This is a genomic window from Delftia sp. DLF01 (assembly GCF_014852125.1).
Taxonomy (GTDB): domain Bacteria; phylum Pseudomonadota; class Gammaproteobacteria; order Burkholderiales; family Burkholderiaceae_C; genus Comamonas; species Comamonas acidovorans.
The window spans coordinates 194,485-220,355 of the sequence record NZ_JACVAZ010000002.1 but is presented as its reverse complement, the minus strand read 5'-3'; the positions used below and the strand labels follow the sequence as shown (position 1 = coordinate 220,355).

24 protein-coding genes are annotated in these 25,871 nt (G+C 69.5%); 2 read left to right on the top strand and 22 right to left on the bottom strand.

What is annotated here, in order from left to right; all coding sequences use genetic code 11:
• Window positions 1-43: 43 nt before the first annotated feature.
• The 5 genes from IB269_RS09360 to IB269_RS09340 all read right to left on the bottom strand — a co-directional run bounded on the left by IB269_RS09360 (window position 44) and on the right by IB269_RS09340 (window position 5,267).
• Entirely contained in the window at window positions 44-1,255 is a 1,212-nt protein-coding gene (locus IB269_RS09360) for an MFS transporter (RefSeq protein WP_192367018.1), read from the bottom strand.
• A gap of 11 nt (window positions 1,256-1,266) precedes the next feature.
• The gene (locus IB269_RS09355) at window positions 1,267-1,614 is read right to left on the bottom strand and encodes a DMT family protein (RefSeq protein WP_012203978.1); all 348 of its coding nucleotides are present in this window, start codon (window positions 1,612-1,614) and stop codon (window positions 1,267-1,269) included.
• 105 nt (window positions 1,615-1,719) lie between these two features.
• Window positions 1,720-2,397 carry a hypothetical protein gene (locus IB269_RS09350; protein ID WP_192367017.1) on the bottom strand — a complete coding sequence of 226 codons (678 nt, stop codon included), beginning with the start codon at window positions 2,395-2,397 and terminating at the stop codon, window positions 1,720-1,722.
• Between the two features lie 183 nt (window positions 2,398-2,580).
• Window positions 2,581-3,927 carry a sigma-54-dependent transcriptional regulator gene (locus tag IB269_RS09345; protein ID WP_192367016.1) on the bottom strand — a complete coding sequence of 449 codons (1,347 nt, stop codon included), beginning with the start codon at window positions 3,925-3,927 and terminating at the stop codon, window positions 2,581-2,583.
• Window positions 3,912-5,267 (bottom strand): HAMP domain-containing sensor histidine kinase, encoded by a 1,356-nt coding sequence (locus IB269_RS09340; protein WP_318652149.1) that lies wholly within the window; start codon window positions 5,265-5,267, stop codon window positions 3,912-3,914. The genes IB269_RS09345 and IB269_RS09340 overlap by 16 nt, the downstream gene beginning before the upstream one ends.
• A 368-nt stretch (window positions 5,268-5,635) precedes the next feature.
• Here IB269_RS09340 and IB269_RS09335 point away from each other — a divergent pair, with 368 nt between their 5' ends.
• Window positions 5,636-6,193 (top strand): hypothetical protein, encoded by a 558-nt coding sequence (locus IB269_RS09335; RefSeq protein ID WP_192367015.1) that lies wholly within the window; start codon window positions 5,636-5,638, stop codon window positions 6,191-6,193.
• Between the two features lie 15 nt (window positions 6,194-6,208).
• Window positions 6,209-7,648, top strand: a complete 1,440-nt coding sequence (locus tag IB269_RS09330) for an EAL domain-containing protein (RefSeq protein ID WP_192367014.1) — start codon at window positions 6,209-6,211, stop codon at window positions 7,646-7,648.
• Between the two features lie 43 nt (window positions 7,649-7,691).
• Here IB269_RS09330 and IB269_RS09325 read toward each other — a convergent pair whose 3' ends face one another.
• From IB269_RS09325 to IB269_RS09245, 17 genes are all read right to left on the bottom strand, one after another.
• Entirely contained in the window at window positions 7,692-8,948 is a 1,257-nt protein-coding gene (locus IB269_RS09325; protein WP_034391032.1) for a glycosyltransferase, read from the bottom strand.
• Window positions 8,949-9,001: 53 nt separating this feature from the next.
• On the bottom strand, window positions 9,002-10,396 hold the full coding sequence (locus IB269_RS09320; RefSeq protein WP_097203222.1) for a sigma 54-interacting transcriptional regulator: 1,395 nt from the start codon (window positions 10,394-10,396) through the stop codon (window positions 9,002-9,004).
• Between the two features lie 50 nt (window positions 10,397-10,446).
• Window positions 10,447-12,711, bottom strand: a complete 2,265-nt coding sequence (locus IB269_RS09315) for a TadG family pilus assembly protein (RefSeq protein WP_192367013.1) — start codon at window positions 12,709-12,711, stop codon at window positions 10,447-10,449.
• Window positions 12,712-12,727: 16 nt separating this feature from the next.
• On the bottom strand, window positions 12,728-13,246 hold the full coding sequence (locus IB269_RS09310; protein WP_224986531.1) for a TadE/TadG family type IV pilus assembly protein: 519 nt from the start codon (window positions 13,244-13,246) through the stop codon (window positions 12,728-12,730).
• A gap of 125 nt (window positions 13,247-13,371) precedes the next feature.
• Complete coding sequence (locus tag IB269_RS09305) at window positions 13,372-13,887, bottom strand: TadE/TadG family type IV pilus assembly protein (RefSeq protein WP_047325934.1); 516 nt, start codon at window positions 13,885-13,887, stop codon at window positions 13,372-13,374.
• 33 nt (window positions 13,888-13,920) lie between these two features.
• On the bottom strand, window positions 13,921-14,361 hold the full coding sequence (locus tag IB269_RS09300; protein ID WP_192367012.1) for a DUF3613 domain-containing protein: 441 nt from the start codon (window positions 14,359-14,361) through the stop codon (window positions 13,921-13,923).
• A gap of 10 nt (window positions 14,362-14,371) precedes the next feature.
• Window positions 14,372-15,397, bottom strand: a complete 1,026-nt coding sequence (locus IB269_RS09295; protein ID WP_192367011.1) for a tetratricopeptide repeat protein — start codon at window positions 15,395-15,397, stop codon at window positions 14,372-14,374.
• Between the two features lie 2 nt (window positions 15,398-15,399).
• Entirely contained in the window at window positions 15,400-16,404 is a 1,005-nt protein-coding gene (locus IB269_RS09290) for a type II secretion system F family protein (protein WP_065347611.1), read from the bottom strand.
• Window positions 16,405-16,464: 60 nt separating this feature from the next.
• Window positions 16,465-17,427: a type II secretion system F family protein gene (locus IB269_RS09285; RefSeq protein WP_141829733.1), complete on the bottom strand. Its 963-nt coding sequence runs from the start codon at window positions 17,425-17,427 to the stop codon at window positions 16,465-16,467.
• Window positions 17,424-18,746, bottom strand: coding sequence for a CpaF family protein (locus IB269_RS09280; protein ID WP_012203993.1), 1,323 nt, complete (start codon window positions 18,744-18,746; stop codon window positions 17,424-17,426). The genes IB269_RS09285 and IB269_RS09280 overlap by 4 nt, the downstream gene beginning before the upstream one ends.
• A 7-nt stretch (window positions 18,747-18,753) precedes the next feature.
• A complete protein-coding gene (locus IB269_RS09275; RefSeq protein ID WP_192367010.1) occupies window positions 18,754-20,238 on the bottom strand; it encodes an AAA family ATPase in 1,485 nt (494 codons plus the stop codon).
• A gap of 4 nt (window positions 20,239-20,242) precedes the next feature.
• The gene (locus IB269_RS09270; protein WP_063326959.1) at window positions 20,243-21,742 is read right to left on the bottom strand and encodes a type II and III secretion system protein family protein; all 1,500 of its coding nucleotides are present in this window, start codon (window positions 21,740-21,742) and stop codon (window positions 20,243-20,245) included.
• A gap of 25 nt (window positions 21,743-21,767) precedes the next feature.
• Window positions 21,768-22,814, bottom strand: coding sequence for a Flp pilus assembly protein CpaB (gene cpaB / locus IB269_RS09265; protein WP_192367009.1), 1,047 nt, complete (start codon window positions 22,812-22,814; stop codon window positions 21,768-21,770).
• Window positions 22,815-23,006: 192 nt separating this feature from the next.
• The gene (locus tag IB269_RS09260) at window positions 23,007-23,576 is read right to left on the bottom strand and encodes a prepilin peptidase (RefSeq protein WP_192367008.1); all 570 of its coding nucleotides are present in this window, start codon (window positions 23,574-23,576) and stop codon (window positions 23,007-23,009) included.
• A gap of 2 nt (window positions 23,577-23,578) precedes the next feature.
• A complete protein-coding gene (locus tag IB269_RS09255) occupies window positions 23,579-23,755 on the bottom strand; it encodes a Flp family type IVb pilin (RefSeq protein WP_099752195.1) in 177 nt (58 codons plus the stop codon).
• A gap of 91 nt (window positions 23,756-23,846) precedes the next feature.
• Entirely contained in the window at window positions 23,847-24,023 is a 177-nt protein-coding gene (locus tag IB269_RS09250; protein WP_099752202.1) for a Flp family type IVb pilin, read from the bottom strand.
• Window positions 24,024-24,128: 105 nt separating this feature from the next.
• The gene (locus IB269_RS09245; RefSeq protein ID WP_225614069.1) at window positions 24,129-25,850 is read right to left on the bottom strand and encodes a TolC family protein; all 1,722 of its coding nucleotides are present in this window, start codon (window positions 25,848-25,850) and stop codon (window positions 24,129-24,131) included.
• Window positions 25,851-25,871: the final 21 nt, after the last annotated feature.

Here is a 25,871-nt window from a genome sequence, read left to right as displayed (position 1 = left end):
ATGTTTCCAGATGCCCTGAAAGCGGGCCGCGCATGGCCCGATGTCAGGTCTTGGGCTGGAGGTGGGCAGCCCTTGGTTCGGCAGGCGCGCCGAACCAGCACAGCGCCAGGGCCAGCACCGCGATGCCGCCCAGCGAAAGAAAGGCCGCATCAAAGCCGAAGCGCTGCGCAATCCAGCCCGCCAGTGCCGGGCTGGCGGCCGCGCCCAGGCCCTGCAGCGTCATCACGGCGCCCAGGCCCGCGTTGACGTGGCCGGTGCCGCGCAGCGTCTGCGCGACCAGGCCTGGCAGGGCAACGCCCAGCAGCCCCGCGCCCACGCCGTCGAGCACCTGCACGGGAATCAGCGCCCAGTCCGAATCCCAGGTGGCGGCAACCAGGCCGCGCAGCGGCAGCGACAGCAACGCCGCCTTGACCAGCAGCCAGTAGCCGCTGCGCTGGGCGTGGCGCCCGGCGAGCAGGGCCATGGGGATCATGACCAGTTGCGCCACGATGATGGTCAGCGCCGTGAAGCCGCTGGGATTGGCATGGCCGCGCGCCACGGCAGCCTGGCCCAGCAGCGGCAGCATGGCGGCATTGCCCAGGTGAAACAGCAGCATGGCCACGGCCAGCACCCGCAGCGCCGGCGTGCCCGTGAGCACGTGCAGCAGGCCGGGTGCGCAAGGCCCGGCCTGCTCTTGGGGCGGCGTGCCTTGCGGAGTTTCATCCAGCCGCATCAGCGCCAGGCAGGCCAGCGAGGCGCAGCCCATCAGGGCCATGAGCACGAAGACGGAAGGCAGTCCCCAGCGCAGGCCCATGGCCCCCGCCAGTGCGGCCGTGGCCACGTTGCCGGCGTGGTTCCAGGCTTCGTTGATGCCCAGCTGCCGGGGCAGGTCCGCGTGGCCGGTGATCTGCAGCGTGATGCCCAGCAGGCAGGGGGCGATCAGGGCCGCGACCACGCCGGTGATGACCTGCGATGCCGCCGTCACGGCCAGCGACGGTGCGATCCAGATGGCCAGGTTGCCCGCCAGCAGCAGGGCGATGGCCGCGGCCAGCAGCCTGCGCTTGCGGCGCGAGGCATCGACCAGCGCGCCCAGCGGCGTGGTGGCCAGCATGCCCGCGATGCCGCCCAGGGCCATGACGTAGCCGATGTCGTCCAGCCGCCAGCCCTGGGCGAGCAGGAACACGCCCAGGAAGGGGCCCAGGCCGTCGCGCACATCGGCCAGGAAGAAATTGAGTCCGGGCAGCCAGCGCCGCGCATGGTGGTGTGTGCGGTGCATGGCGGCTTCCTTCAGCGCAGGGGGCCCTTGAACACGAAGAAGGCGCCCAGGCAGATGAAGCCGAAGCCCACCAGGTGGTTGAGAGTGAGCTTCTCGCCCAGGTAGAGCACGGAGAAGACGGCGAACACCACCAGCGTGATCACCTCCTGGATGGTCTTGAGCTCGGCCGCGCTGTAGACCTCATGGCCGAGCCGGTTGGCGGGCACGGCAAAGCAGTACTCGGCCAGCGCGATCAGCCAGCTCACCAGGATGACGAGGTACAGCGGCCGGTTCTCGAACTTCAGGTGCCCGTACCAGGCGAAGGTCATGAAGACGTTGGAGATCAGCAGCAGCAGGACGGGGGCGATCTTGGGGGACATGGCGGGGTTCGGTGAAGGCGGGAAAGCGGGAAAGCAGGAAAGCAGGAAAGCAGAACAGCAGGAAGGGGCAGGAGCCCGCCCGGCCCCGGGGACCGGGCGGTGGTGTCAGCGCGCGCGGTCGTACAGCGGCTGCAGGTCCGACAGGCTGGCACCCATGCTGGTGGCCTCCAGCGAGGTGCCGTGCGCGTTGCGCGTGCCCAGGCCCGAGGCGGCAAACAGCTGCCCCGGCTGCAGCGGCTGCTGCAGCGCATGGGGGGCAAAGCGCACGATGGCGCCGTCGGACAGGATGACGCCGTTGGCATCACCGCGCGGGCCGGTGAGGACCACGTCAATGCGGCCCTGGGCCTGCTGCGTCTGCAGGCCGGCCATGCGCAGGTGCGGCGGCATGGGGCGCGCGCCGTCGCGGGCGGGCGGCTGGTCGTACACGGTCTGGCCGCTGGCCGAGTTCACGATGGCATCCGCCTTGACCGCACCACCGGCTTCGCTGCGGCCGATGATGCGCACCGTGTCGCCCACCTTCACGGCTGCCGTGAGCGCGTCGGACATATGCGGCGGGAACCGGACCACCGTGCCGTCGGTTAGGCGCAGGCCGTCCACCTCTCCATACGGATTGGTCAGCAGCCGGGCGACGGCGCTTTCGAGCACGGCCTGTGCGTGCGGCGCGCCAGGCCCTGCAGGGGCTGCAGGGCCTGAAGGGGCGAAGGCGCCGGGCGGCACGGCATGCGCATTCAATGCGCTGGAACCCAGCCACAGAACGGCGGAGGAAAGAACAAATCGGGACATGAGGGCTCCTTGGTTGGCGATGGACACGCATCCGTCAATGCAAGTGCCATGCCATCAGGAATTCTCATGAAATCAAGGGCTTGCAGCGGATGCTGTGGGCCCGGTGTCCGATGTGGAGACAGCCGGTGTCACCGTATCGGACACATGCGGTGCCGTCCGTGCGTCCGTGCGCCCATTGCGGCCTCAGCCCAGCCCGAACTCCGCCAGCTTGCGGTACAGCTGCTGGCGCGACAGGCCCAGGCGGCGCGCGGCCTCGGCACGGTTGCCCGTGGCGGCGGCCAGGGCACGCGTGACCATTTCGCGCTCCAGCTGGGCGACGGCGGCGGCCAGCGGGCCGTTCCAGTCGATGGCGGGCCCGTGCGCCGCTGCAGGCTGCAGGCCGATGTGCTCGGCCCCGATGACCGGCCCGGGGCACAGCAGGGCCGCGCGCTCCATGGCGTTGCGCAGCTCGCGCACGTTGCCGGGCCAGTCGTGCGCCAGCAGCAGGCGCGCGGCGTCGGCACCCAGGCGCTTGGGCGAGGCGCCGCCGCCTTGGCGCAGGAAATGCTCGGCCAGCAGCAGCACGTCGCCCAGGCGCTCGCGCAGCGGCGGCAGGTGCACGGGCACGACCTGGAGCCGGTACCAGAGATCCTCGCGAAAGCGACCGTCCTTGACGGCGGCGGGCAGGTCGCGGTGCGTGGCGGCGATGATGCGCACGTTCACGGGCAGCGCCCGGCTGGCGCCCACGGGCGTGATCTCGCGCTCCTGCAGCGCCCTGAGGATCTTGGCTTGCGTGGGCAGCGGCATGTCGCCCACTTCATCGAGGAACAGCGTGCCGCCCTGCGCCTCGCGAAAGCGCCCGGCGCGGTCGCTGACGGCGCCCGTGAAGGCGCCCTTCACATGGCCGAAGAGTTCGCTTTCCATCAGGTCAGCCGGAATGGCCGCGCAGTTGACGGCCACGAAGGGGCGCTCCGCCCGGGCGCTGTTGCGGTGCAGCGCCCGCGCCACCAGTTCCTTGCCCGTGCCGGTCTCCCCCAGCACCAGCACGGTGGCGTCGCTGTCCGCCGCCAGGCCGATGCGCTTGAAGACCTGCCGCATGGCCTCGCTGCCGCTGACCAGTTCGGCTTCATCGCCTTCCGGCTCCGGGTTCTGCGCCGGATTCTGTGCCACGTTCTCGGGGCTGCCGGCCTGGCCGGCACTGAGCAAGGCGCGCTCCAGCACCTCGACCAGCGAGGTTCTGGCAATGGGCTTGGTCAGGTGGTCGAAGGCGCCCAGGCGCATGGCCTCGATGGTGTTGCTGCCGCTGGCATAGGCCGTGAGCATGATGCAGGGCGCCCGCGAGAGGCCGCGGGCCTTGCGCAGGAAGGCCAGCCCGTCCTCGCCGGGCATGCGCAGATCGACGATGGCCACATCCACCGAACCGGCCTGAAGCACCTGCAGTCCCGTCGCCACCGTGGGCGCCGCGCTGACCGCGTGGCCCAGGTCGCCCAGCATCTCGGCCAGGCTTTCGCGGAAGGCCGTGTCATCGTCAACGATCAGGATGCGGGCCATGGAAATTCCATTTCTATGCGTGTGCCTTGTGTTGTCTTGCCCAGCGCGATGCGGCCGCCATGGGCCAGCACGATTTCGCGCACCAGCGCCAAACCCAGCCCGGTGCCGCCGGGGCGCGCGGTGGTGAAGGGCTCGAACAGCGTGTCGCGCAGCTCGGGCGCAATGCCCGTGCCGTCATCTGCCACCCACAGTTGCAGCGGGCTGTTGCGGTGGGAAACGGTGGTGCCGCTGCGGTCTGCGCCCAGTTCCACCCGGCCGCCGGCCGCCGTGTGCGCCAGTGCGTTGAGCAGCAGATTGTCCAGCGCCCTGGCCATCTGCACGGGGTCCAGCAGCGGGCGGCGCCCATCCTGCAGGTCCCGGGCAAGGCCGGCGGACACTGCCGTTGCCAGTTGCACGCCCCTGGCCTGGGCCAGCTCGGCATGTGCCTGCAGCCTTTCGTCCAGCAACTGCTGCAGGTCCACGGGCTCCGATTGCACCCGGAAGGGCTGGGTCAAGGCCAGCAGGCTCGATACCAGGTCTTCCAGGCGCGCGGTCTGGGCCAGCACGGCCTCCAGGGCGCCCTGGCTGCGCGCTTCGCGCAGTGGCGCGGGCGCTGCCAGCGCGGTCTCGGCCTTCATGCGCATGGTGCCCAGCGGGTTGCGGATCTCGTGCGCCAGGCCTGCGGACAGCCGGCCCAGGGTGGCCAGCCGTTCGGCACTGAGCAGTTTCTGCTCCATCTGTGCCGACTGCCGCTGCCAGCGCCGTAGCATTCTGCCCAGCCACAGGCCCGAGACCAGGACCATGCCCAGCAGCAGGCTGACGGCAAGGATGAGGGGGTTGACCACGTCGGCGCTGATCAGGGGAACGCGCATCAGTGTCCAGGCCACCAGCCCGGGTGCGTCCGCCTGGGCCGGGCAGGCCGCAAAGACCACCGCCTCGCGCAGGCCGGGGCGCAGGTCGGTCACCAGGCCTGCGCTGTCCCGCGCGCGCTGGGCGGTGGAAGTGATGCGCTCCATCTCCGCACTGGGCGCATCGCGCTTGATGCCCGAGCCGTCGTAGGTGGGAAAGGCATAGGCCACCACGCCGGGGCCCTCGCGCCAGAAGCCGCCTTCCATGCCGGGGCGCTCGCGCAGCGCCAGGTCCAGCACGGCCTGCGCGGCGGACCGGGCCTGTGCGCTGGGCGTGTCCGCCATCAGCCCCGCCAGCCCCATGCGCGCGGCCCCGGCCTGCAGTGCGCTGCAGCTGACGCCTGCGGCGTCGCGGGCGCGGGAAACCTGCTGGTCGGTGCCCTGCCGGCTCAGCAGCAGCAGCAGCCACGCCAGCACCAGGGCGACGGCCGAGATGGTGAGCCAGAGGATCACCAGATCCCGTTGGATGGACTTTTGCGGGGACAGGGCCGGCTCCTGAAGTGATGCGCTGGAACATACACCGAAAGGGGGTCCGCGCCTGGCAGCCAGGGCCGCGCCGCCCTGCGCGGCCGCTGTGAAAGTAACGCCGTGGCGCGCCGGCGTTACGTGACATCGCCCGTAACGCTGCGGGGTGACATGGCGGCGGCTGTGCGTGGGTGTCCAAATAAATCAATAGGTTACAGATGGATTTGCGTTGGATGAAGACGTCCAGGCCCATGGCACGCTTGTTGCAACAGGATGCAAAAAGCTTGTCGCAGTGTCTGGAAAACCGGGCGCTGCGCCACCCGCCCCATCGATCGCAGTCTTTCGGAGGAGAAACCATGGCCGCTGTCTCGTTGTCGTTTGCAGGCGTGCCCCTGCCGCGACTGCGCGCCCACCCGGACAGGGCGCGCAGCAAGCCGTTGAACGTGCCCGCCTCGTTTGCGTCTGCGGCAGTGCCGCGCGCTTCTGGCTTTGCCTCTGCGCGCGAGGCCGGTGATGGAGGCACGCATGCACAGATGGCACCGGTGGCAATGCTCACGCGCGTGAGCGAGGGCGTGCGCATCGTGCGGCGCAACGATGTGATCGCGGCCCAGGCCGGCGCCGTGCTGCAGCAGGGCGACCGCGTCATCGTGCCCCAGCAGGGCGGCGCGCAGGCCGTGTTCCAGGAGCAGGACGGGCAGGCGCTGCTGGGCAGCTTCGCAGGTGGCACGGACGCCACGCTGGCGTATTTCAGCCGCAAGGCGGATGCCTGCTCGGTGGTCTTTGACCTGGTGGCCGGCCATGTGGACCTGGCGCTGTCGGCCGTGGATGCCGGCGTGCTCGGCGGCGGGCCGTCCGGCCGGGGGCGCAGGGCGATCGGATTTCACTGCTATTCACAACCCATTGCAGGCCGTTGAATGAAGGAGCACACCATGCACGACGACATCATCGAAGCTCCGCCCGGCGACACCCCCGTGGACCTGGCCATCTGGCTGTCGCCCCTGCAGACCTGGCGCAGCGTCTACGGCAACGGCTTCTGCGACGAGGCCATGCGGGCCTGCGTGGAGCGGCTCACGGGCCTGGGCATCGATGCCGAATCGTTGGAGCGTGCGGGCGACACGGTGCTGGTTCGGGGGTTCGATCCCCGCACGATGGCTGACACGGTGCTGCCCGGCAATCAGGCCCGGCATGGCTGGATGCATGCGCTGGAGTCCGCCCTGGTGCGCGACCCGGTGGTGGACGGCGCGCGCCAGGCCTATCTGCGCGCCGAGGTGCAGGCGCTGGGCTGCGTCTCCCTGACGGGCCTGCATGAGATACGCGGCAAGGGCCACGCCACGGCGGGCGTCCAGGACATGGCGGTGCGCAGGATGCACCCCAGGCTGATCAAGGCCTACCAGGCCGACATGCAGTTGGCGGGCCGCCTGCTGGACGATCTGCGGCTGGGCCACCTGGCGCTGGCATTCCAGCCCGTGACGCTGCTGGAGCCCGCAGGCATGGCAGGCGGGGGCAGTGGGGCCGGCGCGGGCCGCACGCTCTACCACGAATGCCTGCTGCGCCGCAGCGTGTTCTCTGCCTACGACAACTACGCCGTGCCCCATGCCATCGAGGCGCTGGAGCGCCTGGGCCTGGCCGCGCGGCTGGACCGCAGCGTGCTGTGGTCGGTGATAGGCGCGCTGGAGATGAAGACCGGCCACAGCCTGGGCTGCAATCTGTCGGCCGCCTCGTTCTGCGACGACGCCTGGTGGGATGGCGTGTTCGACTACCTGGAGGACCGGCCCGAGATCGCCCAGCGCCTGGTGCTGGAGATCACCGAGACCGGCGCCTTCCCCTGCGAGAAGGCCGCGCTGGGCCTTGTGCGGCACCTGCAGATCCTGGGCGTGCGCGTGGCTCTGGACGACATCGTGCCCCGGCGCGGCGGCCTGGACATTCTGGGCAAGCTGCGCGCCAACATCGTCAAGATCGACAAGTCCGTGCTGGACCAGAGCCTGCAGGCCCGGCCTTCGGCCCGGATGATGCAGGGCCTGGTCAGCCTGTGCGCCGACCGGGGCGCCTGCGTGATCGTGGAAGGCATCGAGTCCGCCCAGGGCCTGGAGGCCGTGGCGCTGGCGGGGGCCCATGGCGCGCAGGGCTTCTTCATCGCCCGGCCCTCGCTGCATGGCCTGCTGGACCAGGTGGTGCGCGTGGAAGACGTGCTGGAGGTGCTGGAGGCGACCGAGGTGCAGGACGGCGACGAGCTGGACATGGCCCTGAGCTGGAGCGGCATGGAGCGCATGTCTGCTCTTGTGGCGGCCTCCACCGTGTCTGGTGGAGCCGAGGTGTCGGCCGCCGAGGCCGGCATGGGCACGGGATTTTTCCTGCAGGCGCGGGCCTGAGGCCTGGACCGATCCCGGGCCTGGCCCGGGCCGGTGCGGCACCTCACTCCAGCATCAGCGGGGCGGCCTTGCGCCGCGCCATGGCCAGGCGGAACAGGTCCATGAAGCGCGGAGCCACGTTGGAGATGTGAAAGCGCTTGCCCGTCTCGCGCGCGGCCCGGCCGTAGCGCTGGCGCCGGGCCGGGTCGTCGCGCAGCTGGCGGATGGCGCCTATCCAGGCGTCGTCGCTGTCGGGCAGCAGCAGGCCGTTGACATCGTTTTGCACCAGCTCCGGCACAAAGCCCCAGTTCGATCCGATCACGCAGCCGCCGCGCGCCAGGATCTCCATCAATCCCCAGTTGGCCACGCCGTAGCGCAGCGGGTAGAGGAACAGGTCCACCGAGGCCAGCGTGCGCGCGAACTCGTCATACGGCAGCTTGCCCGGGAACTCCACCACCTGGGCGGCCGGGTGGATCTGCAGAAGATGGTCGCGGAAACTGGCCACCTTGCCCTGGTAGCGGCGCTCCACCCATTGCTGTTCGTAACCGTAGGTCACGGCCGTGGGGTCGCCCAGGGCGATGAAGCGCATCTGCTGGCCATCGCCCTCGCGCACCAGTCGATCGACCAGGCGCATGAAGGTCTCGAAGCCCTTGGAGCTGGACAGGTCGCGCGATGAGAAGGCCACGGTGAAGCGCGTGTCCTGGCGCGGCGGCGGCTCGGCCTGCTCGTCGGGCGCCTGGATGTCGAAGCCCTCGAACTGCACGGCCACGCGCTCCTGCAGCAGCGGCGGGAACAGCGAGCGCGCATGGGCGCTGGGCGTGATGGTCAGGTCGCTGCACAGCACCTGGTGGTAGTGCAGCATTTCCATGTTGCGGTCGGCCAGGCGCTGGGACAGGTCGGGCGGGTAGTCGGGCTCGTTGCCGTGCACGCGGTAGCTGGGGAACTCGATGTAGCTGACGATGGCGGCATCGATCTCGCCGTACAGCAGGTTGGGCGCGGCCCACAGCGAGTGGGCGACCACCACGTCGATGCGCTTGCCCTTTTCCTTCTCGAAGGCCTGCAGGCCCTGCAGCAGGCCGCGGCCTATGCGTGCCGAGCGCTCCACCTTGCTGGAGTAGTAGTAGCTTTGCGGGCCGACGATGTCGCCATCGGGCCGGAACGACAGCAGGTGGTCGCACTGGCTGGCGTAGTTCTCGGCATGGCCGGGCATGGTCATGAACCAGCTGTCGGCCGCGCCGCTGGCGCGAAGGTGGCTGCACAGCAGGCTGTACTGGCTGGGGTAGACGGCGCTGACGAAGATGATGACCGGCTTGTCCTGCATGTTCGTGGAAGTCTCCATGGCGTGGGGGGAAGGGGATGTGTCGGAGGGCGTGCTCAGCCCGGCACGGGCACTTCGGGCTCGCCGTCGCTGATCTGGTACTTGCGCATCTTTTCCCAGAGCACCTTGCGGCTGATGCCCAGGTGCTGGGCCGTGTTCTGGCGCTTCCAGTCGTTGGTGTTGAGCGCCGCGATGATGCGGTTGCGCTCGTCCATGTCCCAGTTGCTGCGGTCGGCCAGCAGGGGCTCGGCGGCGCTGGCGTCCGGCGGGAAGGTGGTGGCCGACAGGGCCTGGGCGTGCTGCAGGATGCGCTGCGTGGCGCCGTCGGCGTTCCAGTCGCGCGTCTGGCGGGCGGCCACGCCGATGCGCTCGGCCAGGTTGCGCAGCTCGCGCACATTGCCGGGGAAGTACATCTGGGCCACGGCGTCGAGGATGAAGAAGGGCGCCTCGCCCAGCTCCTTCATCGTGGCCTCGCCCACCACCTTGCGCAGGATGGCGTGGAAGATGGCCAGCTTGTCGGCCTCGCCGCGCTCCTCCAGGCTGGGAATCTGCAGCTCGATCACGGCCAGGCGGAAGAACAGGTCGGCACGGAAGCGCCCCTCGCGCACCAGCCCGCGCAGCGGCTTGTTGGTGGCCGCCACCAGCCGGAAGTCCAGCCGCACGGCGGCGGCCGAGCCCAGCCGCGTGATGGCGCGCTCTTCCAGCACGCGCAGCAGCTTGACCTGCTGGTACAGCGGCAGGTCCGCGATCTCGTCCAGGAACAGCGTGCCGCCGTTGGCCTGCTCCAGATAGCCCTTGTGGGCATTCACCGCGCCCGTGAACGAGCCCTTGGCGTGGCCGAAGAACAGGGACTCGAACAGCCCGTCCGGGATGGCGCCGCAGTTGACCACCACGAAGGGGCCCTGGCCGTAGCGGTTGTTGCGCTCGTGCAGCCGCTCGGCAATGCGTTCCTTGCCCACGCCGGTCTCGCCGATGATGAGCACGCTGTGCTCGCAGTCGGCAAAGGTGTCCACGTCGCGCAGCAGGCGCTGCATGCAGTCGGCCACGGCGATGATGTCCTCCGAGCGCTGCACCTGGCGCTGGTTGCTCTGCATGCGCCGCAGGATGCGCACCAGCATGGCGCGCAGCTCGGCCCCCGTGAAGTCGAAGGGCAGCACATGCGAGTACTCCATGGCATAGGTGCCGGCGTTGGCGTCGCGCTGCTTGGCGCTGACCCACAGCACGGGCATGCCGAAAGTGCCCTCCACGCCCTGGCGCGTGAAGCGCGCGCCCTCCAGCACCGAGACGCTGACCACGGCAATCGCATTGCCCAGCTCGCTGGTGTCGGCGGGCAGGGTCAGCCCGTCGGCGCGCACCACGTCCACGCCCAGGTTGAGCACGCAGCGCTCCACCCGCTCGGCGATATCGGCCTGGCCTTCCCAGACATAGATGACGAGCTCGTCCAGATTCACGTTGCATTCCCTCGTTGTCGATTCATGGATTGGATGGCCTTGCCTGCCGTTCAGAAAACCAGTTGCGCCGTGTCGCAGCCGATGGACAGGGCCTTGATGTCGGTGCGGCCCACCTCCAGCCCCAGCGTGTCCTTGAGCACGCTGGTCAGCAGCGTGCCCACGCCGTTGAGGATGGGCTTGAGCACGGTGGTGACCAACGGCTTGAGCAGGGTGCACAGGGCGCCGGTGCAGGTGAGGTTGTTGTCGCGGTTGAGCAGGGACTGGATCTCGGGGCTGTTCGGGTTGATCGTGTACAGGTACTGCGGATGCGAGGTCAGCAGCTTGGTCACGTTGTTCTTGACGCAGCCATTCCAGTTGAGCAGCGAGCTGAGCAGGCCCGCGCAGCTCTGGTAGCCGTTGTCGTAGGTGGAGATGCCCAGCACATCCAGCAGGCCGCCGGGCACGCTGGTGTAGGAGTTGAGGGCTGCCGAGAACGTGCCGCTGGGCCAGGTGGAAGACGGGCAGGCCACCAGCAGGCAGGACTTGGCGATGGCGTTGTTGAACGTGAAGTTGGACGTGAGCAGGGGCGGCATGTAGTCCTTGTCGCCGGCCACGCCGCGCCCGCTGAGCAGCAGGTTGGTGAGGCTGGTCACGTTGTAGAGCCCGTTCACCATGGAGGCGTCCAGGTAGGAGCCCAGCAGGCGCGTGGTGATGTCGGTGGGCGTGCTGTTCGGTGGCTGCAGCAGGCCGCTGAGCAGGTTGAGCAGTCCCGTGACGATGTTGTTGACCGTGTCGCCCAGCGCCAGCTGGTTCACCTGCGTGGAGCGGTTGGTCTTGGACCAGTTGGGGTCGGCCGGATCTTCGTAGCCCGGCTCCATGCCCAGGCCCGTGGTGGAGTCCGTGTACTCCAGCGCCGGCACCCAGAGCTTGCCGTTCAGCACGGGCAGGTGCAGCAGGGTGATGAGCTGCTCATTTTGCAGGCCCTTCTCGCAGCTTTGCTTGTTGTTGGGATCCATCTTGCCCACACAGGCGTTGAGGATGGAGGACTTGACCGACAGGTCCATGGTCTGCGGGCTGGCGCTGCACTGCAGCGCCGTCAGCGTGCCCGTGGCGTTGGTGATGTCCACGGCAATGGGCAGCTTGACCTGGGTGCCCAGGATGTCCTTGACCAGCCATTTGAGTGCGCCGCCCAGCAGCTGGTCGGTGTCCACGTTCAGGTTCAGGCGGATCTGCGCGCTGTAGCCCTGCGTGCCGACGGGACCCACGGCAATGGTGGGCGGCTGCACGATGGTCAGCTGGCCCTTGATTAGGCCGGCCACATCGAGCTGGTTGGCCTGCAGCGCGTGGCCGTTGGCGCCGATGGCAATGGCCGTCTTCAACAGGTCGCCAATGCCCAGCTGCACGTCCATGGCCGCGTTCAGCGGATCGGTGCGGCCGGCGCCCAGGAAGGCGAACAGGCCCTTCTGGTCATCCAGGCTGCCCAGCGGGATCTTGATGGTGCTCAGGCCCGCGTTGATGATCTGGGTCTTGAGCGCATTGAGCTGCACGGCCAGCGCGTTGTCGGTGATGGCGCTGATGGAGGCGTCGATCACGTTCAGCAGGGTGACGCTGGCGATGTTGGCCAGGCCCTCGGGCGACAGCGCGCGCAGCTGCTCTATGCCCAGGTTCACGCCCAGGGCCTTGAGCAGGCCGGCCGGGCTGATCTTGGCATCGGCCAGGCCCTTGGAGTCCAGCAGGGTCAGCATGCCCACGTCCAGCCCCACCAGGCCCAGCAGCCCGCCCAGCGGCGTGTCCTTGTTGAAGCGCAGCAGCTGCGAGCCCACCTGGAAGGACGCCACCGAGTCGTTGCGCATGGCAATGGCCTCGGCCACCACGGCACGGCTCCAGGGACCTGGGAAGATGGTGGGCGAGGTGCCGCCCACCGTCACGCGCGCCGCGTTCAGCGGGCCGGAGCTGGCGTCGAAGAAGCGGCCGCCGCTCGATTGGCGCGCCGGGTCCGCCGGGTTCCAGTTGCCGCAGCTGACCACGGTCTGGGTGCTGTTGCGGGTCAGTGGAACCGGCCAGTTGGCCGTGATGCTGTCCTCGCCCGCCGTCACGCAGGCGGCGCGGTTGCTGCGCTCGGCATTGATGGCCTGGGCCGCCTGGGTGGCCGCCAGATCGGCAATGCGCTGCAGGTCACGCTTGGCGTAGTACATGTAGCCCAGGTCCACGACGCCGAGCAACAGGAACAGCACCGAGCCCAGCAGGGCGAACTGCACGAGCAGGCTGCCGCCTTGCCGGCGCCCTTGCCCGCGCGTGCGGGGGCGGTGTACGGATGCGGGGAGGTGGGTGAGCATGCTCTGGTCCTCCTGTCTAGCTGCCGGGCGCAAGCCTGATCAGGCTGCGGGACTCCAGGCGCGTGGGTTCGCCCAAGGTCTGGCTGCCCACCTGCAGGCCCTGGCCCAGCACGGGGGGAAGCATGTACACCACGCTCAGCGTGGCCTGGGAAGTGCCCCAGTTGATCTGTATCTGGGTGGGCGCCGTGCCCGCCGGAATGCCGCTGGCCGCCAGGCTCTGGTTCACCACATCGCTGGTGGCCTGCAGGATGTTGGCGCGTTCGGCCGGCTTGGCCGGGTTGTAGCCCGCCATCCCGCCAAACGCCAGATGCTGGACCATGCGCGCACCATCGCCCGTGGCACGCGCCAGCGACTGCTGGGCCTGCAGCACGCGCCAGTACACGAACATGCCCATCAGCAGCATCACCATCACCCCGGCGATCAACGCGAACTCCACCGCCGCCACGCCACGCTGCCGCCTGCGCAGCCCTGCCGCGAAGGTATCACCGGTGTCCTGCATGAACTCGGCCGATGCAGCAGGGCGTGCCCCACGCACGGCATGCCCCAACTCAGGGACACCGAGGAAGGGCCGCCCCGCCCCGAGGGTGTCGCCGGTGGCCCGTATGCCCCCCTCCCGCGAAGCGAGAGAGGGGGAAGGCGCGAAGCGACTCAGGGGGAGCTTCATAGCCCCCCCCTGTCCACCATGATGTTGGCGCTGGCCGTCAACGTGGTGGGCATGACCAGGCCGAAGCCCGGCAGGGCGGGCGCTATCGGGCTGGTTCCATAAGGGATGGTGAAGCCCACGCGCACCATGCAGCGTTCGGCAACCAGCACGCCGCAGGTCAGCGTGGCCGAGCACAGTTCGCTGTTCTGCAGCCTGCAGATGCGCACGTCGATGCTGCCTGCCGTGGGCCGGAGGTCGGCGGGCAGCCAGTCGAGCCGCTGCTGCACCAGGCTGCGGGCCGCGTCCAGGCGGGCGCTGCGGCTGGTCTGGTAGCGCAGCGTGGCCCGCGCGGCGTCTTCGGCGGCGGCCTGCATGGATTCGCGCACCAGGAACGCCAGCCCGTAGCTGATGCAGGCATACAGCAGGGCAAAGAACACCGGGAAGATGATGGCCCACTCCAGCGCATACACCCCCCGCTGCCGCAGGCTGGCAGATCGGTGGGAGCGGTGAGCGCGGGGTTGGCGCCGGGTCATGGTCGTTCCTGCAAGCCGTGGCCGGGGCCGGCCTCAGTTCTTGCCGCCGGCTTCGACGCCGGTCTTGTACAGGGCGGGGATTTCCGTCTCGAAGCTCTTGAGGTAGCGCGCATAGCTGCGCCGCGCCTGCTCGCCCGCGATGGGGCGCGCACGCTGGCCCGGCTGGCTGTGCTGCATCTCCAGCAGCCGCAGGGTGCCCCCGCCGATGTCGATCTCGCGCCGAGGCAGGTACATCACGGTTCCATCGGGGTTGGTATAGAGCGTGTAGCCGACCAGGATGGAGTCGGTGGAGGGCTCGGCGAACACATGGGGCCGTGCATCCACCTGCTCGGGCGGGCTCTGCACTTCGCCGAAGGCCTGGGCATGCAGCGAGGCCGTGGGAAGCAGGGCCAGGCCGGCGGCCAGCAGCCAGGGGGCCAGAGCGTTGGCGACTGCAGTGCGGCGCGGCGGGTCCATGCGGTATGTGTCTGGCATGTCGTGCTCCTCAAAGTGGCGAGGCCGGTGCTGCGCCTGCGGCGCCGGGCGGCTCGGAAAGAAGAATGCGCCGAGTGATGCCGGCCGGCAGGGTCTCGGGCAGGGCCTCGGTGGCGCGTGCTTCGGGGCGGGTGCCCAGGGTCGGCACAGGGGGTAGTGCAGGGGGCAGCACAGAAGGCAGCACAGGGGCGCTGGACACAGCGGCACCGGCACTGGCCTCTGCGGGCAGGCTGTCGCCGCGCAGGCGCACGGCATCGCGCACGCTGGCCAGCTGTGCCTGCAGGGTCTGCAGCGAGGTCTGGTCGATCATGGGCAGGGCGCCCTTGGCCTGGGGCTGGGCCAGCTGGCGCAGCAGCTGCGACGCCTGGGCCTGGTTGCCGCTGGCCAGCCAGAACAGCGCCATGTTCAGCTGCACCCGCGCGTTGGCCGGGGCGAGTTGCGAGGCCTGCATGATGGGCATCTGCGCGGCGGCCAGCCGGCCGTCGAGCATGTGGGCGTAGGCCAGGTCACTGAGCACGTTGGCGTCGATGGGGTTGAGCTGGCGCGCCTTGTCCAGCTGCTCCACGGCCTGGCCATACTGGCCCTGGCTTGCGTACAGCAGGCCCAGGCCGCGCCGCGCCCGCGCCGTGGTGGCGCCCTGCAGCAGCGCCAGGTAGGCCTGCCGGGCCTGCTCGACCTGGCCGGTGTTGCGCAGCGCGTCGGCCCGCATCAGGCGCGACTCCGGGTTCACGCCGTACTGCTGCTCGAAGGCTTCGGTGTGCGCCAGCGAGGCATACCACTGGCCCGCCTGCTGCATCTGCGTGATCAGGTCCAGATAGGTCTGGGCGTTGTCCACCTGGGTGGCCTGCTGGGCGTTCTGCAATTGCTGCTGGGCCTGGGCGGCGGTTTCCTGCTGCGCGGAAGGGGCGCCGTAGCCCTGCGGTCCCTTGCTGGCGCAGCCGGCCAGGGCAAAGGCCAGGGTCGCCATGGCTGCCAGGGTTGCAAGGGGTGCCGGCGCTGGCGTCCGCCCTGCGCGGGTGTTTTCCTGGTGTCGCATGCCTAGCGTCCTCCCATGGTGGTCAATGCCCTGATCACGGCCAGGAAGCCGGGGCCCGCCGTGATGACGAGCAGGGCGGGCAGCAGCGTGAGGACCATGACGCCCGTCATCTTGACGGTGATGGAACCTATCTTTTCCTTGAAGCTGGCCTGGCGCTTTTCGCGCAGCCGGATGCTGAATTCCCGCAGCGGCTCCTGCACGGCGCCGCCATGCTTGTCCACCTGCACCAGCAGGTTGACGATGGCGCTCATATCGTCGTCGGCGCTCATGTTGACCATGCGCTGGAAGGATTGCTCGCGCGTGCGCCCGGTGTTGTAGAGCTGGTTGGCCAGGGCCAGTTCTCCGCTGATGACGCGCAGCACGCTCTTGAATTCCGAGGCCAGGATCTGCAGGCTCTGGTCCACGCTCAGGCCCACGCCCTGCAGCAGCCGCAGCAGGTCCACGAACAGCGGCAGTTCCTCGACCACCTGCTCGCGCCGGCCCTTGGCCCGCGAGCGCAGAAACCATTTGGGAAGCATGAGCCCCAGGCTCACCCCGAGAAAGCCGTAGATCAGCGCCGCGTTCTCGCCGGGGCGCAGCACACCCAGCGCCAGCAGGGGCAGGACCACGCACAGCACCATGCGGCTGGCCACATAGGCCATGCTGCCGTTGCGCGTGCCCACGCCGGCCTGGTCCAGCAGCTTGCGGTCCTCATCGGCCAGCAAGGCCTTGGCCACGCCCCATTGCAGCCAGGCCGGGGGCGGGAGGTTGGCGGCCACCGCCTGTGGCGAATCGGAGGAGCGCACGTTGATGGACAGCGGGTTGAGCAGCTGCGCGTCGTTGGCCTGCATGGCACTCTTCGTGGCGGCCTTCGGGGTCGATGCGGTATCGCGCGCCTGCAATATCCTGGCGACCTGGCTGGAGGCGCGGGCCGAGCGCCACAGCTTCCACACCAGGGCGCAGGCCCACAGCACCAGTCCCAGCGCGCCCAGGCTGATGCTGGCGATCCACAGTTGCTGCGGGGTCATGCGTGGCTCCTTGCGCAGACGGATGGGTGGGCCTGTACCTGTGCCTGTGCTGTCATGGGTTCACCTCAGCTTGGCCAGCCGGTAGAGAAGAAAGGCGCCCAGGGCCTCCAGAGCGGCGGCGACCAGGACCATGGTCTGGCCGCTGTCGTCGTTCCACATGCGCATGAAGTAGCCGCGGTTGATCACCATGATCAGCGTCCCCACCACCAGGGGCAGCAGGGCCAGCACCCAGGCCGACATGCGGATCTCGGAGGACAGCGCATGCAGCTCGCGCTCGGCGGACTGGCGGTCGCGGATGTAGGCCGAGACACGCTCCAGCACCAGGTCGGCGCGCCCGCCATAGCGCACGCTCATGCGGAACACGGCGGCCAGCAGGCCGAATTCGGGCAGGCGCCAGTTGCGCTCCAGCTGGCCCATGGCCTGCCCCAGGTCGGGCGATGCGCTGAGCATGGCCGCCGCCTGCTGCAGCGCGTCGCCCAGCGGATCGGGGACGTTGTTCAGCGCCATCTGGAAGGCCGCATGGGGCGAGTTGCCGATGGAGATCAGGCGGACCATGTTGTCCAGGAAGCCGGGCAGTTGCTGCAGCAGTCTTTCGCGGCGCTTGGCCTGCCGCCGCCAGATGCCGAAGGCCAGCACCACGGCATACAACACGGCCACCACCAGCCCCGCGGCAGCACCTGCCTGGCTGGTCGCCAGCAAGGCCAGCACCAGGCCGGTGATGGCGAACAGGGCCAGGGTGTTGGACGAGATTCCCCAGGACTGGACGCCCAGCCGCTGGGCCAGCCACTGCACGGCAGCGGGTGAGGGCGCGGACTGCGCCGCGGGGGCGCGGAACGCGGGCTCGGCCATGGGCGGGGAGGGCGAGATCACCTCCCGGTGGCCGTCCACGCTGCGCTTCATGTGCAGGTTGATCGACTGCTCATGCTCCTTGCGGCGCCCGCGCATGATCACCCACAGCGCCAGTGCCAGCAGCAGGCAGGCCAGCGCGCCGAGGATGAGGACGGCGGGGGCCAGGCCTGTCATCGCACGCCTCCGTGGCCGGTCTGCTGCTGCATGCGCCACCAGCTCAGCAGCTTGGGCGAGTGCGGCGAGATGCCCAGCGACACCCACTGGTCAATCTCCTGCCCGTCAGGGCCCACCTGGGGCTCGTAGCGGTACAGCTCCTGCATGGAGATCATGTTGTCCGTCATGCCCGTGACCTCGGTCAGCGACAGCAGGCGGCGGCGGCCGTTGGACAGGCGGCCGATCTGCACGATGAAGTCCACGGCATTGGCGATCTGGCGGCGCAGGCTGACCTCGCTGCCCTGAAAGCCCGCGAAGCCGGCCAGCATTTCGGCGCGGTACAGGCATTCGCGCGGCGAGCTGGCGTGGATGGTGCCCATGGAGCCGTCGTGGCCGGTGTTCATGGCCTGCAGCAGCTCCAGCACCTCGCCGCCGCGCACTTCGCCGACGATGATGCGGTCGGGCCGCATGCGCAGGCTGTTGCGCAGCAGGTCGCGGATGCTGACGTGGCCCGAGCCGTCAAAGCCGCCGGGGCGGCTTTCCAGCCGCACCACGTGGTTGTGGTTGAGGGCCAGCTCGGCCGTGTCCTCGATGGAGACGATGCGCTCGCTGCCCGGGATGAAGCTGGCCAGCGCATTGAGCAGGGATGTCTTGCCCGAGCTGGTGCCGCCGCTGACCAGGATGTTGCAGCGCGCCTGCACGGCCATCTCCAGGATGCGGCAGATGTCCTGGTTGAAGGTGCCCAGCTGTACCAGTTCGGGCGGTGTCAGCGGGTCCTTGCGGAACTTGCGGATGGAGACCGAGGGGCCGTCGATGGACAGCGGCTCGATGATGACGTTGATGCGCCCGCCATCGGGCAGGCGGGCATCGACCATGGGGCTGGACTCGTCCAGGCGCCGACCCAGCGGCGCCAGGATGCGGCGCACGATGCGCAGCACATGCTCGTCGTCCTTGAAGTGCAGCGTCTCGCGCTGCAGCACGCCGCCGCGCGAGACGTAGATGTTGCCGTGGCCGTTGATGAGGATGTCCTCGACCAGCGGGTCTTCCAGCAGCGGCTGCAGCGGCCCCAGTCCCGTGAGCTCGCGCGTGAGGGCGCGCGCCACCTGCAGCGCCTCCTGCTCGTTGACGGGCACGGAGTGCAGGCGGATGAAGCTGTCCAACTCCATCAGCACGAACTGCGCGATGGCGGCCTGCGACCAACGGCCGAACTCGGCACCCAGCTCCTCGATGCGGCTGAGCAGGTGCTCGTGCGTGCGGTTCTTCAGGTCGAGGAACAGCGCGCTTCGCTCGAACTCGCTGGCCTGGGCGTCGGCCAGATGGGAATAAGCCGTGGTCGTCATGGTGCGTTCAGCTTCTTGTTCGGTGGAAGAAACGGTTCAGGCCCCGGGCGGGCGCGGCCTGTTCGCCCGCATGGGCCTGGTGGTGGGTGGTGATCAGCAAGGTGGCGAGCTTGTCCACGGCCTGCACATAGGGCTCGCGCTGCAGCCGGCTGGGCAGCAGCTGGCCCTGGTTGACGGCCTGGACCAGTTCGCGCCGGCGCTCGGGAATGGTGGCCAGCAGCGGCAGCTGCAGTTGCCGGGCGATCTGCGGGGCCTCCAGCTCCAGCTGGCTGTCGTGCCGGCTGACGATGAGCTGCACGCGCTCGCGATCGACCTTTTGCTCGTCGAGCTGGCGCAGCAGCTCGGTGGTGGAGACCACGCTGGCCACGCTCTGGTCGCAGACCACCCAGATCTGGCTGGCGCGCAGCGCCACGCGCATGGCCAGCTGCGTGGGCACGACGGCCCCCAGGTCGGCCACGATGTGGCGGAAGTACTGGCGCAGGCGCAGCAGCAGCGCGTCGGCATCGGCATAGGAGACGTCACGCAGTCGGGCGGGCTGGCGCGGCAGCGTGAGCAGGCGCAGGCCGCTTTCATGGCGGGCCAGTCCCGTCGATGCCAGGCGCCGGTCGAAGCGGCGCAGGTTGTTGACGGCCTCGATGAAGTCGAAGTCGCCCAGCGTGCCCAGGTACAGCCCGCAGTCGCCGCTGGGAAAGCCCAGGTCGATGAGCAGGCCGTCCAGCGTCTCGTTGCTGATCTCGCGGGGCGTGGCGTCCTTGCCCGGCACGGCCGTCGTGCCATGCAGGCGCTTTTGCAGGTACCAGGCCAAGTGCGATGCCATGAGGCTGCTGCCCAGGCCGGCGCGGGCCGACATGATGGCGGTCAGCGGCGCGTTGGGCATGCCCGAGGCCGACGGGGGCACGCGCTTGATCAGATCGATCACCGTCTGGTGCGCGGCCTGCACGGGGCCGTCCACGTCGAGGAAGTCCTGCACCCCGGCGCGCAGCGCGGCCAGCATGCACTGCGGGTACTTGGTGCGGCCCACGGCCAGGCAGGGCAGGTGGGGGTGGGAGATGTGCAGCTGGGAGGCAAGGTGGGCCGCCTCGTCGGTGGACAGCGGGTCGAAATGCACGAGCACGGCATGCGGCATGTAGCGCTGCACCTGCTCGGTGACGTTGTCCTGGAACCGCGCCACATGCAGCCGTGCGCCGTCCAGCATGTGCTGCAGCCAGGCCTGGGCCAGCGAGCTTTCGGGGGTGCCTGCGTGGATGAAGAGCAGCTCCACCTGCAGGTCGTTGTCGAGCGGCTGCGGCGTCGGGCGGGGCGCGGCGGGCGCGGGCATCCTGTCCAGCGGTGACTTGTCCTGCGCGAGCGCATCGGTGCCGGGCTGCGGCTTGCCGGCCAGCGAGGCCGAGGAACGCAGCCCCAGCAGGGTCTCCAGCGAGGTGGGTGAGCCGATGGCCGGCGAGCCTGTGGCGTCCACAGGCGAATCGGTTGCGGTGGGCTTGCTTGTCATGTCGTCAGTACGAGAAGCCGGGTACGGCGGTCTGGGTGCTCATTCCGCCGGCGAGGTAGGGCAGCCAGACCTTGCCGGCGTTGCGCTGCTCGGATTGCGCACCGGGCAGCAGGGCTTCGAGATTGGTGCTGGCGGGAAGCGGGTGGACCAGGCGCGGGGTGACGATGATCACCAGCTCGGACTCTTCCTGCGTGTAGTTGAGGTTCTTGAAGAAGGTGCCCAGGATGGGCAGATCGCCCAGCACCGGCACCTTGCTGACGTTGGAGGTGGTGGCACGGCTGACCAGCCCGCCGATGACGAAGCTCTCGCCATCGGCCAGCTCCACCGAGGTGTCGGCGCGGCGCGTGCGGATGGCGGGCACGGTGACGCCGCTGATGGTCACGCCGCTGTTGAAGTCCAGGTCGCTGGCCTCGGGCGAGACCTTCAGGGCGATGCGATCGTCCGACAGGATGGTGGGCGTCAGCTGCAGCTTGATGCCGAATTCCTTGTACTGGATGGCGATGTTGCCGTCGCGCGCGGGCACCGGGATCGGCAGCTCGCCGCCGGCCAGGAAGCTGGCGTTCTGGCCGGTCTGGGCCAGCAGGGTGGGCCGGGCCAGCACGCGCGCCATGCCATTGCCTTCGAGGATGCTCAGCTGCGTGACGATGCCGGCGCCGCTGAAGGCCTTGCCGAAGGTCATCACCAGGCTCATGGCGCTGGCAATGGCCGACGAGGTGTTGTTGGACACGCCGCCCGAGCCCGTGCCTCCCGTGCCGCCCGAGCCGGTATTGCCCGTTCCCGTCCCTGTCCCCGTGCCGTTGGTATTGGTGCTGATGCTGCCCACCACGCCGGGGCTGAAGCTGCCGAAGCTGAAGCCCTGGTTGTTGCGCCCGCCGCTGTAGATGTTGACGCCGATGCGCTTCATCGCGGATTTCTTGAACTCCACCACCTGCACGTCCACCTGGACGGTGTTGCTCTTGACGTCGATCTGCGAGTTGTCCACCAGCAGCGTCTGGGCGGGCGCGTACTGGCGCAGTTCGGCCACGGCCTGGGCATGTTCTGGAACCGAGGTCAGGCGCTTTTCCAGCAGCAGGTGCTGGCCGCGGACCTGGACCTCCCAGCGCTGGGGCGCGCCACCTTTCTGGGGCCACACCACCAACGTGGTGCTGCCCTGGGCCTTGGGCGTGAGCAGCAGCTCGGTGCCGCCGGAGCCGGAGCCGGCACTGGCGCCGGAGCCTGGCGTGGCGCGCAGCAGTTTCACGTCCAGCACATTGGGGTCGCCCACGGCGATGCGGCCCGGAATACTGGCCAGCGGCATCAGGTGCTGGCGTCCGGCCACCAGCTGCAGGGAATCGCCAGAGGGCATGTCCCCGGCGCCGGGGGCGTGCATGCCCTGGACGGCAGCGGTGTCCGCAGGCGCCGACACCGCTGGCGGCAATGCCAGCAAGGCCATGCTGCCGCACAGCGTCCAGACCGCGCGCTGCAGCGGGGTTGCTCCGGCCGTCGAGATGTTCTTGCACTTCATGGCATCTCCCTCTTGTTGTGTGTTTTCAGTAGTTCACCATCTGCACCGCGGCTCCGTTGTGCAGCTCCACGGTGCGTTCGCGCGGGGCCCGCTGCGGCGGCGGCCGCACGGCGGGTGCGAAGGCCGTCATGGGCTGGGCGGCAGGCTTGCGGATGTTTTTGGCGTCGGCGCCGGTGGCCAGGTCCTGCATGCGCAGGCCGGCGAAGGCGCGGTCTGCACCCTCCAATGCCTGGTCTTTCCGGAGGCGGCCCGCCACCGGCTGCAGTGCGCCGGGCAGGGCGGCGAAGAGCTTGGGATCGGGCACGGACAGGTCGTCCGGGTTGCGCAGCGCCAGGGTGAGCTGGCCGAATTTCTCGGCCAGGGTGAGGCGCTCCACATCGTCCAGCGGCACGGCCAGCACGGCCGATTGCACGTTCTCAGGGCGCTGCCCGGTCTGATCCGCAGCGCTGGCGCGGCGCAGCGACGAGCCTGCCGATTCCTTGTCCTGCTGCGCCTGGCGCTGGACGGCCGAGACGGGTGGGCGTTCCACGCTGCCGGAGCCGTAGGCCAGCACGCGGCTGCGCGCCAGCAGCAGCCGGGTCTGCGCGTCCACGGGTGCCTGGTCGGACTTGCCGTCCAGCGTGAAGTAGACATCCACGAAGTCGCCGGGGCGCACATGGTGGCCCGCGGCCATCTGTTCCCGGATGGCGATCGCCAGGGCGCGCTGTCCCGGCTCCAGCTGCAGGGCCAGGCCGCTGAGCAGTTGCTGCTCGAACAGCGGGGTGCCCGGGGTGAGCGCCATCAGCGTGGTGCGGCCCAGCACGTCGTCGGTCGCGGCAAAGCTGCCGGGTACGGGGGCGGGCAACTGGGCCAGCTTCACATCCTCGCTGCCGATGCGCTGGCCTGCGGCAATGGCCTGGGCCACGACCACGACGGCATGCTGCGGCACGGGCTCGGGGGCCGGCTGCGCCGAGGCGGCCGGCGAGGGCTGGGCCACGGGGCGTGCGGGCTGGCTGCCCAGCAGCCAGGCAAGGCCTGCGAGCACGAGGGCCAGCCCAACCAGCAGTCCGGCAAGAATCTTGGTGAGGTTCATGGCTGGGGCTCCTGGTGCAAGTGGGTGGCGACGGTGTTCAGGCATGGGGGCTGCCCTGGCGCTTTCCTGCCATGGCGCAGAGGGTCCGCCAGGGCAGGAAAGCGTCCGGATAGCACACGGCGGCGGCTTGCGGCGGGGCCGGGCCGTGTGGTGCGTGGCGAGGGGAAAGCGATCGGCATGGGCATCTCCCGTTCAGGCAAGCGGCTGGCTGTGGCGCCAGGCCAGGGCGATGGCCGCAATGGCCATGTAGCCGGCATAGGGAATGGAGCGCTGGGGCTGGCGCGGTCCATTGGTGGTGCCTGCGGGCTGAGACGCAGCGCCCAGCGGTGCCAGGCGGGCCGCCCAGGCCAGGGGCAGCCGGGCCTGCAGCCACAGGCCGGTGGGGCTGTGGCTCAGGTGGCGCAATGACAGCACCAGCAGGCCGTGCAGGCCGGCCAGCAGGCTGCCGCCAGTCCAGATCAGCAGCAGGTCGAAGCTCAGCCCGAACCACAGCCCTGCGACCGCGCCGAACTTGACGTCGCCCGCTCCCATCCAGCGCAGTGCATAGAAAGGAAGCAGCACGACAAACCCCGCCAGCAGTCCGGCCAGCGCGTTCCAGGCCGAGACCTGGAACGGCTGCGCCCCACTGGCCAGCGCCGCCGCGCCTGTGGCCAGGCCGAGCAGCACCATCCAGTTGCGCACGCGCCGGATGCGCAGATCCATGACCGCAATCGTTGCGAGCCATGTGATGCAGACGCACAGCCATAGCGAGGTCCACTCCATCTTCAGGGCGCAAGATTTGTGAGCTTGGCGGCAAGCCGGTTGAACAGTCCGTTCAGATCGGTGCCCAGTGCGGTGGCGCCCACGACGATCCCCACGGCAATCAGCCCGGCAATCAGTCCGTACTCGATGGCGGTGGCGCCTTCCTCGTCTTTCCAGAAGTTCTTGATCGTTTCGGTCATGGCATGGTCCTTTCGGTTTGCAAAGTGCCTTGGCGCCGGGGGCGGAGGCAAGCACCGCCCGAGCCCGGCCAGATCGCGGCGGAGCCGGCGCTCAGGGCGTGAAGCCGGTGAGCTTGGCGGCGATCCGGGTGAACAGCCCATTCAGGTTGGTGCCGAGCGCGGTGGCGCCCACCACGATCCCCACGGCGATGAGGCCGGCGATCAAGCCGTACTCGATGGCGGTGGCGCCTTCTTCGTCTTTCCAGAAGTTCTTGATGATGTCGGTCATGGCATCGTCCTTTCGGTTGCAAAAGCCCATCGTTGTCGATGGCGGCGGCTGGCGATGGGCAGAAGCCGGCCGCTGCACGGGAAACCTCACCTGCCGCTTCTCACTTCACCACTGCTGTCGCGAGGCGGTGGTTGGAAAAGCGTCTGAAACGGGGCGCAACTGCTGCTCAAGGCGCAGCTGTATTCGTTGGGGCATGGCGCTGGCGGACAGGGTGGCCACGGCAGCGTCCTGGGGTTCGGGGCGGATGCGCGAGGGCGCAGGGCCGGGTTTGATATCGGGTGCGTTCCCGGGCTCGTCCATGGGGGCAGTGCCTGGCGCACCACCACCTGCCGGAATCGGTTTTTGCGGGGTGAACAGCGCGTTCAGCCATTGATCGGGCGGGTCCTGGGGCAGGAGGCGGCCGGTGGTGCGTGCCAGCCGCAGTTCGTTGATGCGCTGGTCGTAGATGGCGTCGGCCTCGTCCAGCAGCAGGCGCTGCATGTCCAGCTGGGCGTCCAGCACCTGGGCCAGGCTGCCGCGCCCGACTTCGAGCAGGCGGCGGCGCCCTTCGAAGGCGGCGCGCGCCTCACGCACGGCGTCGGCCAGCTGGCTTTCGCGCTGGCGGCCGGACTGGGTGCGTCCCCAGGCGGCGGAGGCGGTTTCGCGCACCTGGCGGCGCACGGTTTCCTGCTGCGCTTCCTGGGCCTGCAGTTCGTTGATGGCCTTGAGGATGCGGTCGCGCAGCTCGAAGCCGTTGCCGAAGTTCCAGCTCAGCTCCACGCCGTAGCGCGTGCCCTCGGCATAGAGCACGCCGCTGGGGTCGCGCGTGTGGGCCACCACGGCGGCCAGCGTGGGAAAGCGCTGGGACTTGCTGCGGTCCACTTCGGCGCGGGCCTTCTCGATCTGCTGCTCCATCTCCTGCAGCTCGGGGCTGACGGTTTCGGAGGCCTGCAGGGCCGAGTCCTCGTTGGCCGGCATCCATTGCACGGGCACGTTGAGCTGGGGCAGCCAGCCGGGCTGGGGCGTGAAGCCGAAGTAGCGCGTGAAGCGGGCCTGCGCATCCATGCGCTGCGACTCCAGCGCGTGCTGCTGGGCCAGGGCGCCTGCCTGGCGCGAGGCGGCCTGGCGCAGGTCGTTGCGGCCCACGGCTCCCAGTTCGGCGCGGCGCTCCTCGATGCGCGCGAGCTGGCCGATGATGCGCGCCGACTCGGCCGCCACGCGCGCCTTGTCCTCGAAGCGGTGCAGCTCCAGCAGGGCGGTCAGCGCCTCCAGCAGCACGTTCTGGCGCGTGCCGTAGAGCACGCTGCCCTGGGCCGCCTCCTGCGATTCGGCCGAGCGTATGCCCGCGCCGATGGCGCCGCCGTCCAGCAGGGCCATGCGCACTTCGGCGTTGACGGCGGTGTACGACTCGCGGCCCCGGCGCAGCTTGGCATCGCCCGTGTTGGTGCCCACCTTGAAGGTGGGCCAGCGCGCGCCGCGCGCGGTGTTCACGTCATGCCCGGCCGATTCCAGCGCGGCGCGCGCCTTGCGCACGTCGGGGTATTCGTCGATCAGGGCGTAGAGGGCATCGAGCAGGCGGCGCTGCCCGCCGTCGCTGGCCAGGGTGCCGGGCGTGAGGTGCTGGGCCAGGCGCAGGACCACGGGGTCCGGTGCGGCTGCGGCCGTGTTTGCGGATGTGGATGCGGGTGCGGGTGCGGCTGCGGCAACCATGCCGATGTCCGTATCAAGGTCCCTGTCCGCCGCAGCCACGGGCGCGGCAGCGGCCTGCAGCGCCTGCAGTGCGGACAGGCAGCAGGCAGCGGCCAGCAGCTGGCGCAGCCGGGTGTGGCAGCGGGCGTGCCAGCCCATGGAAGGGGGGGTCGGGCGGCC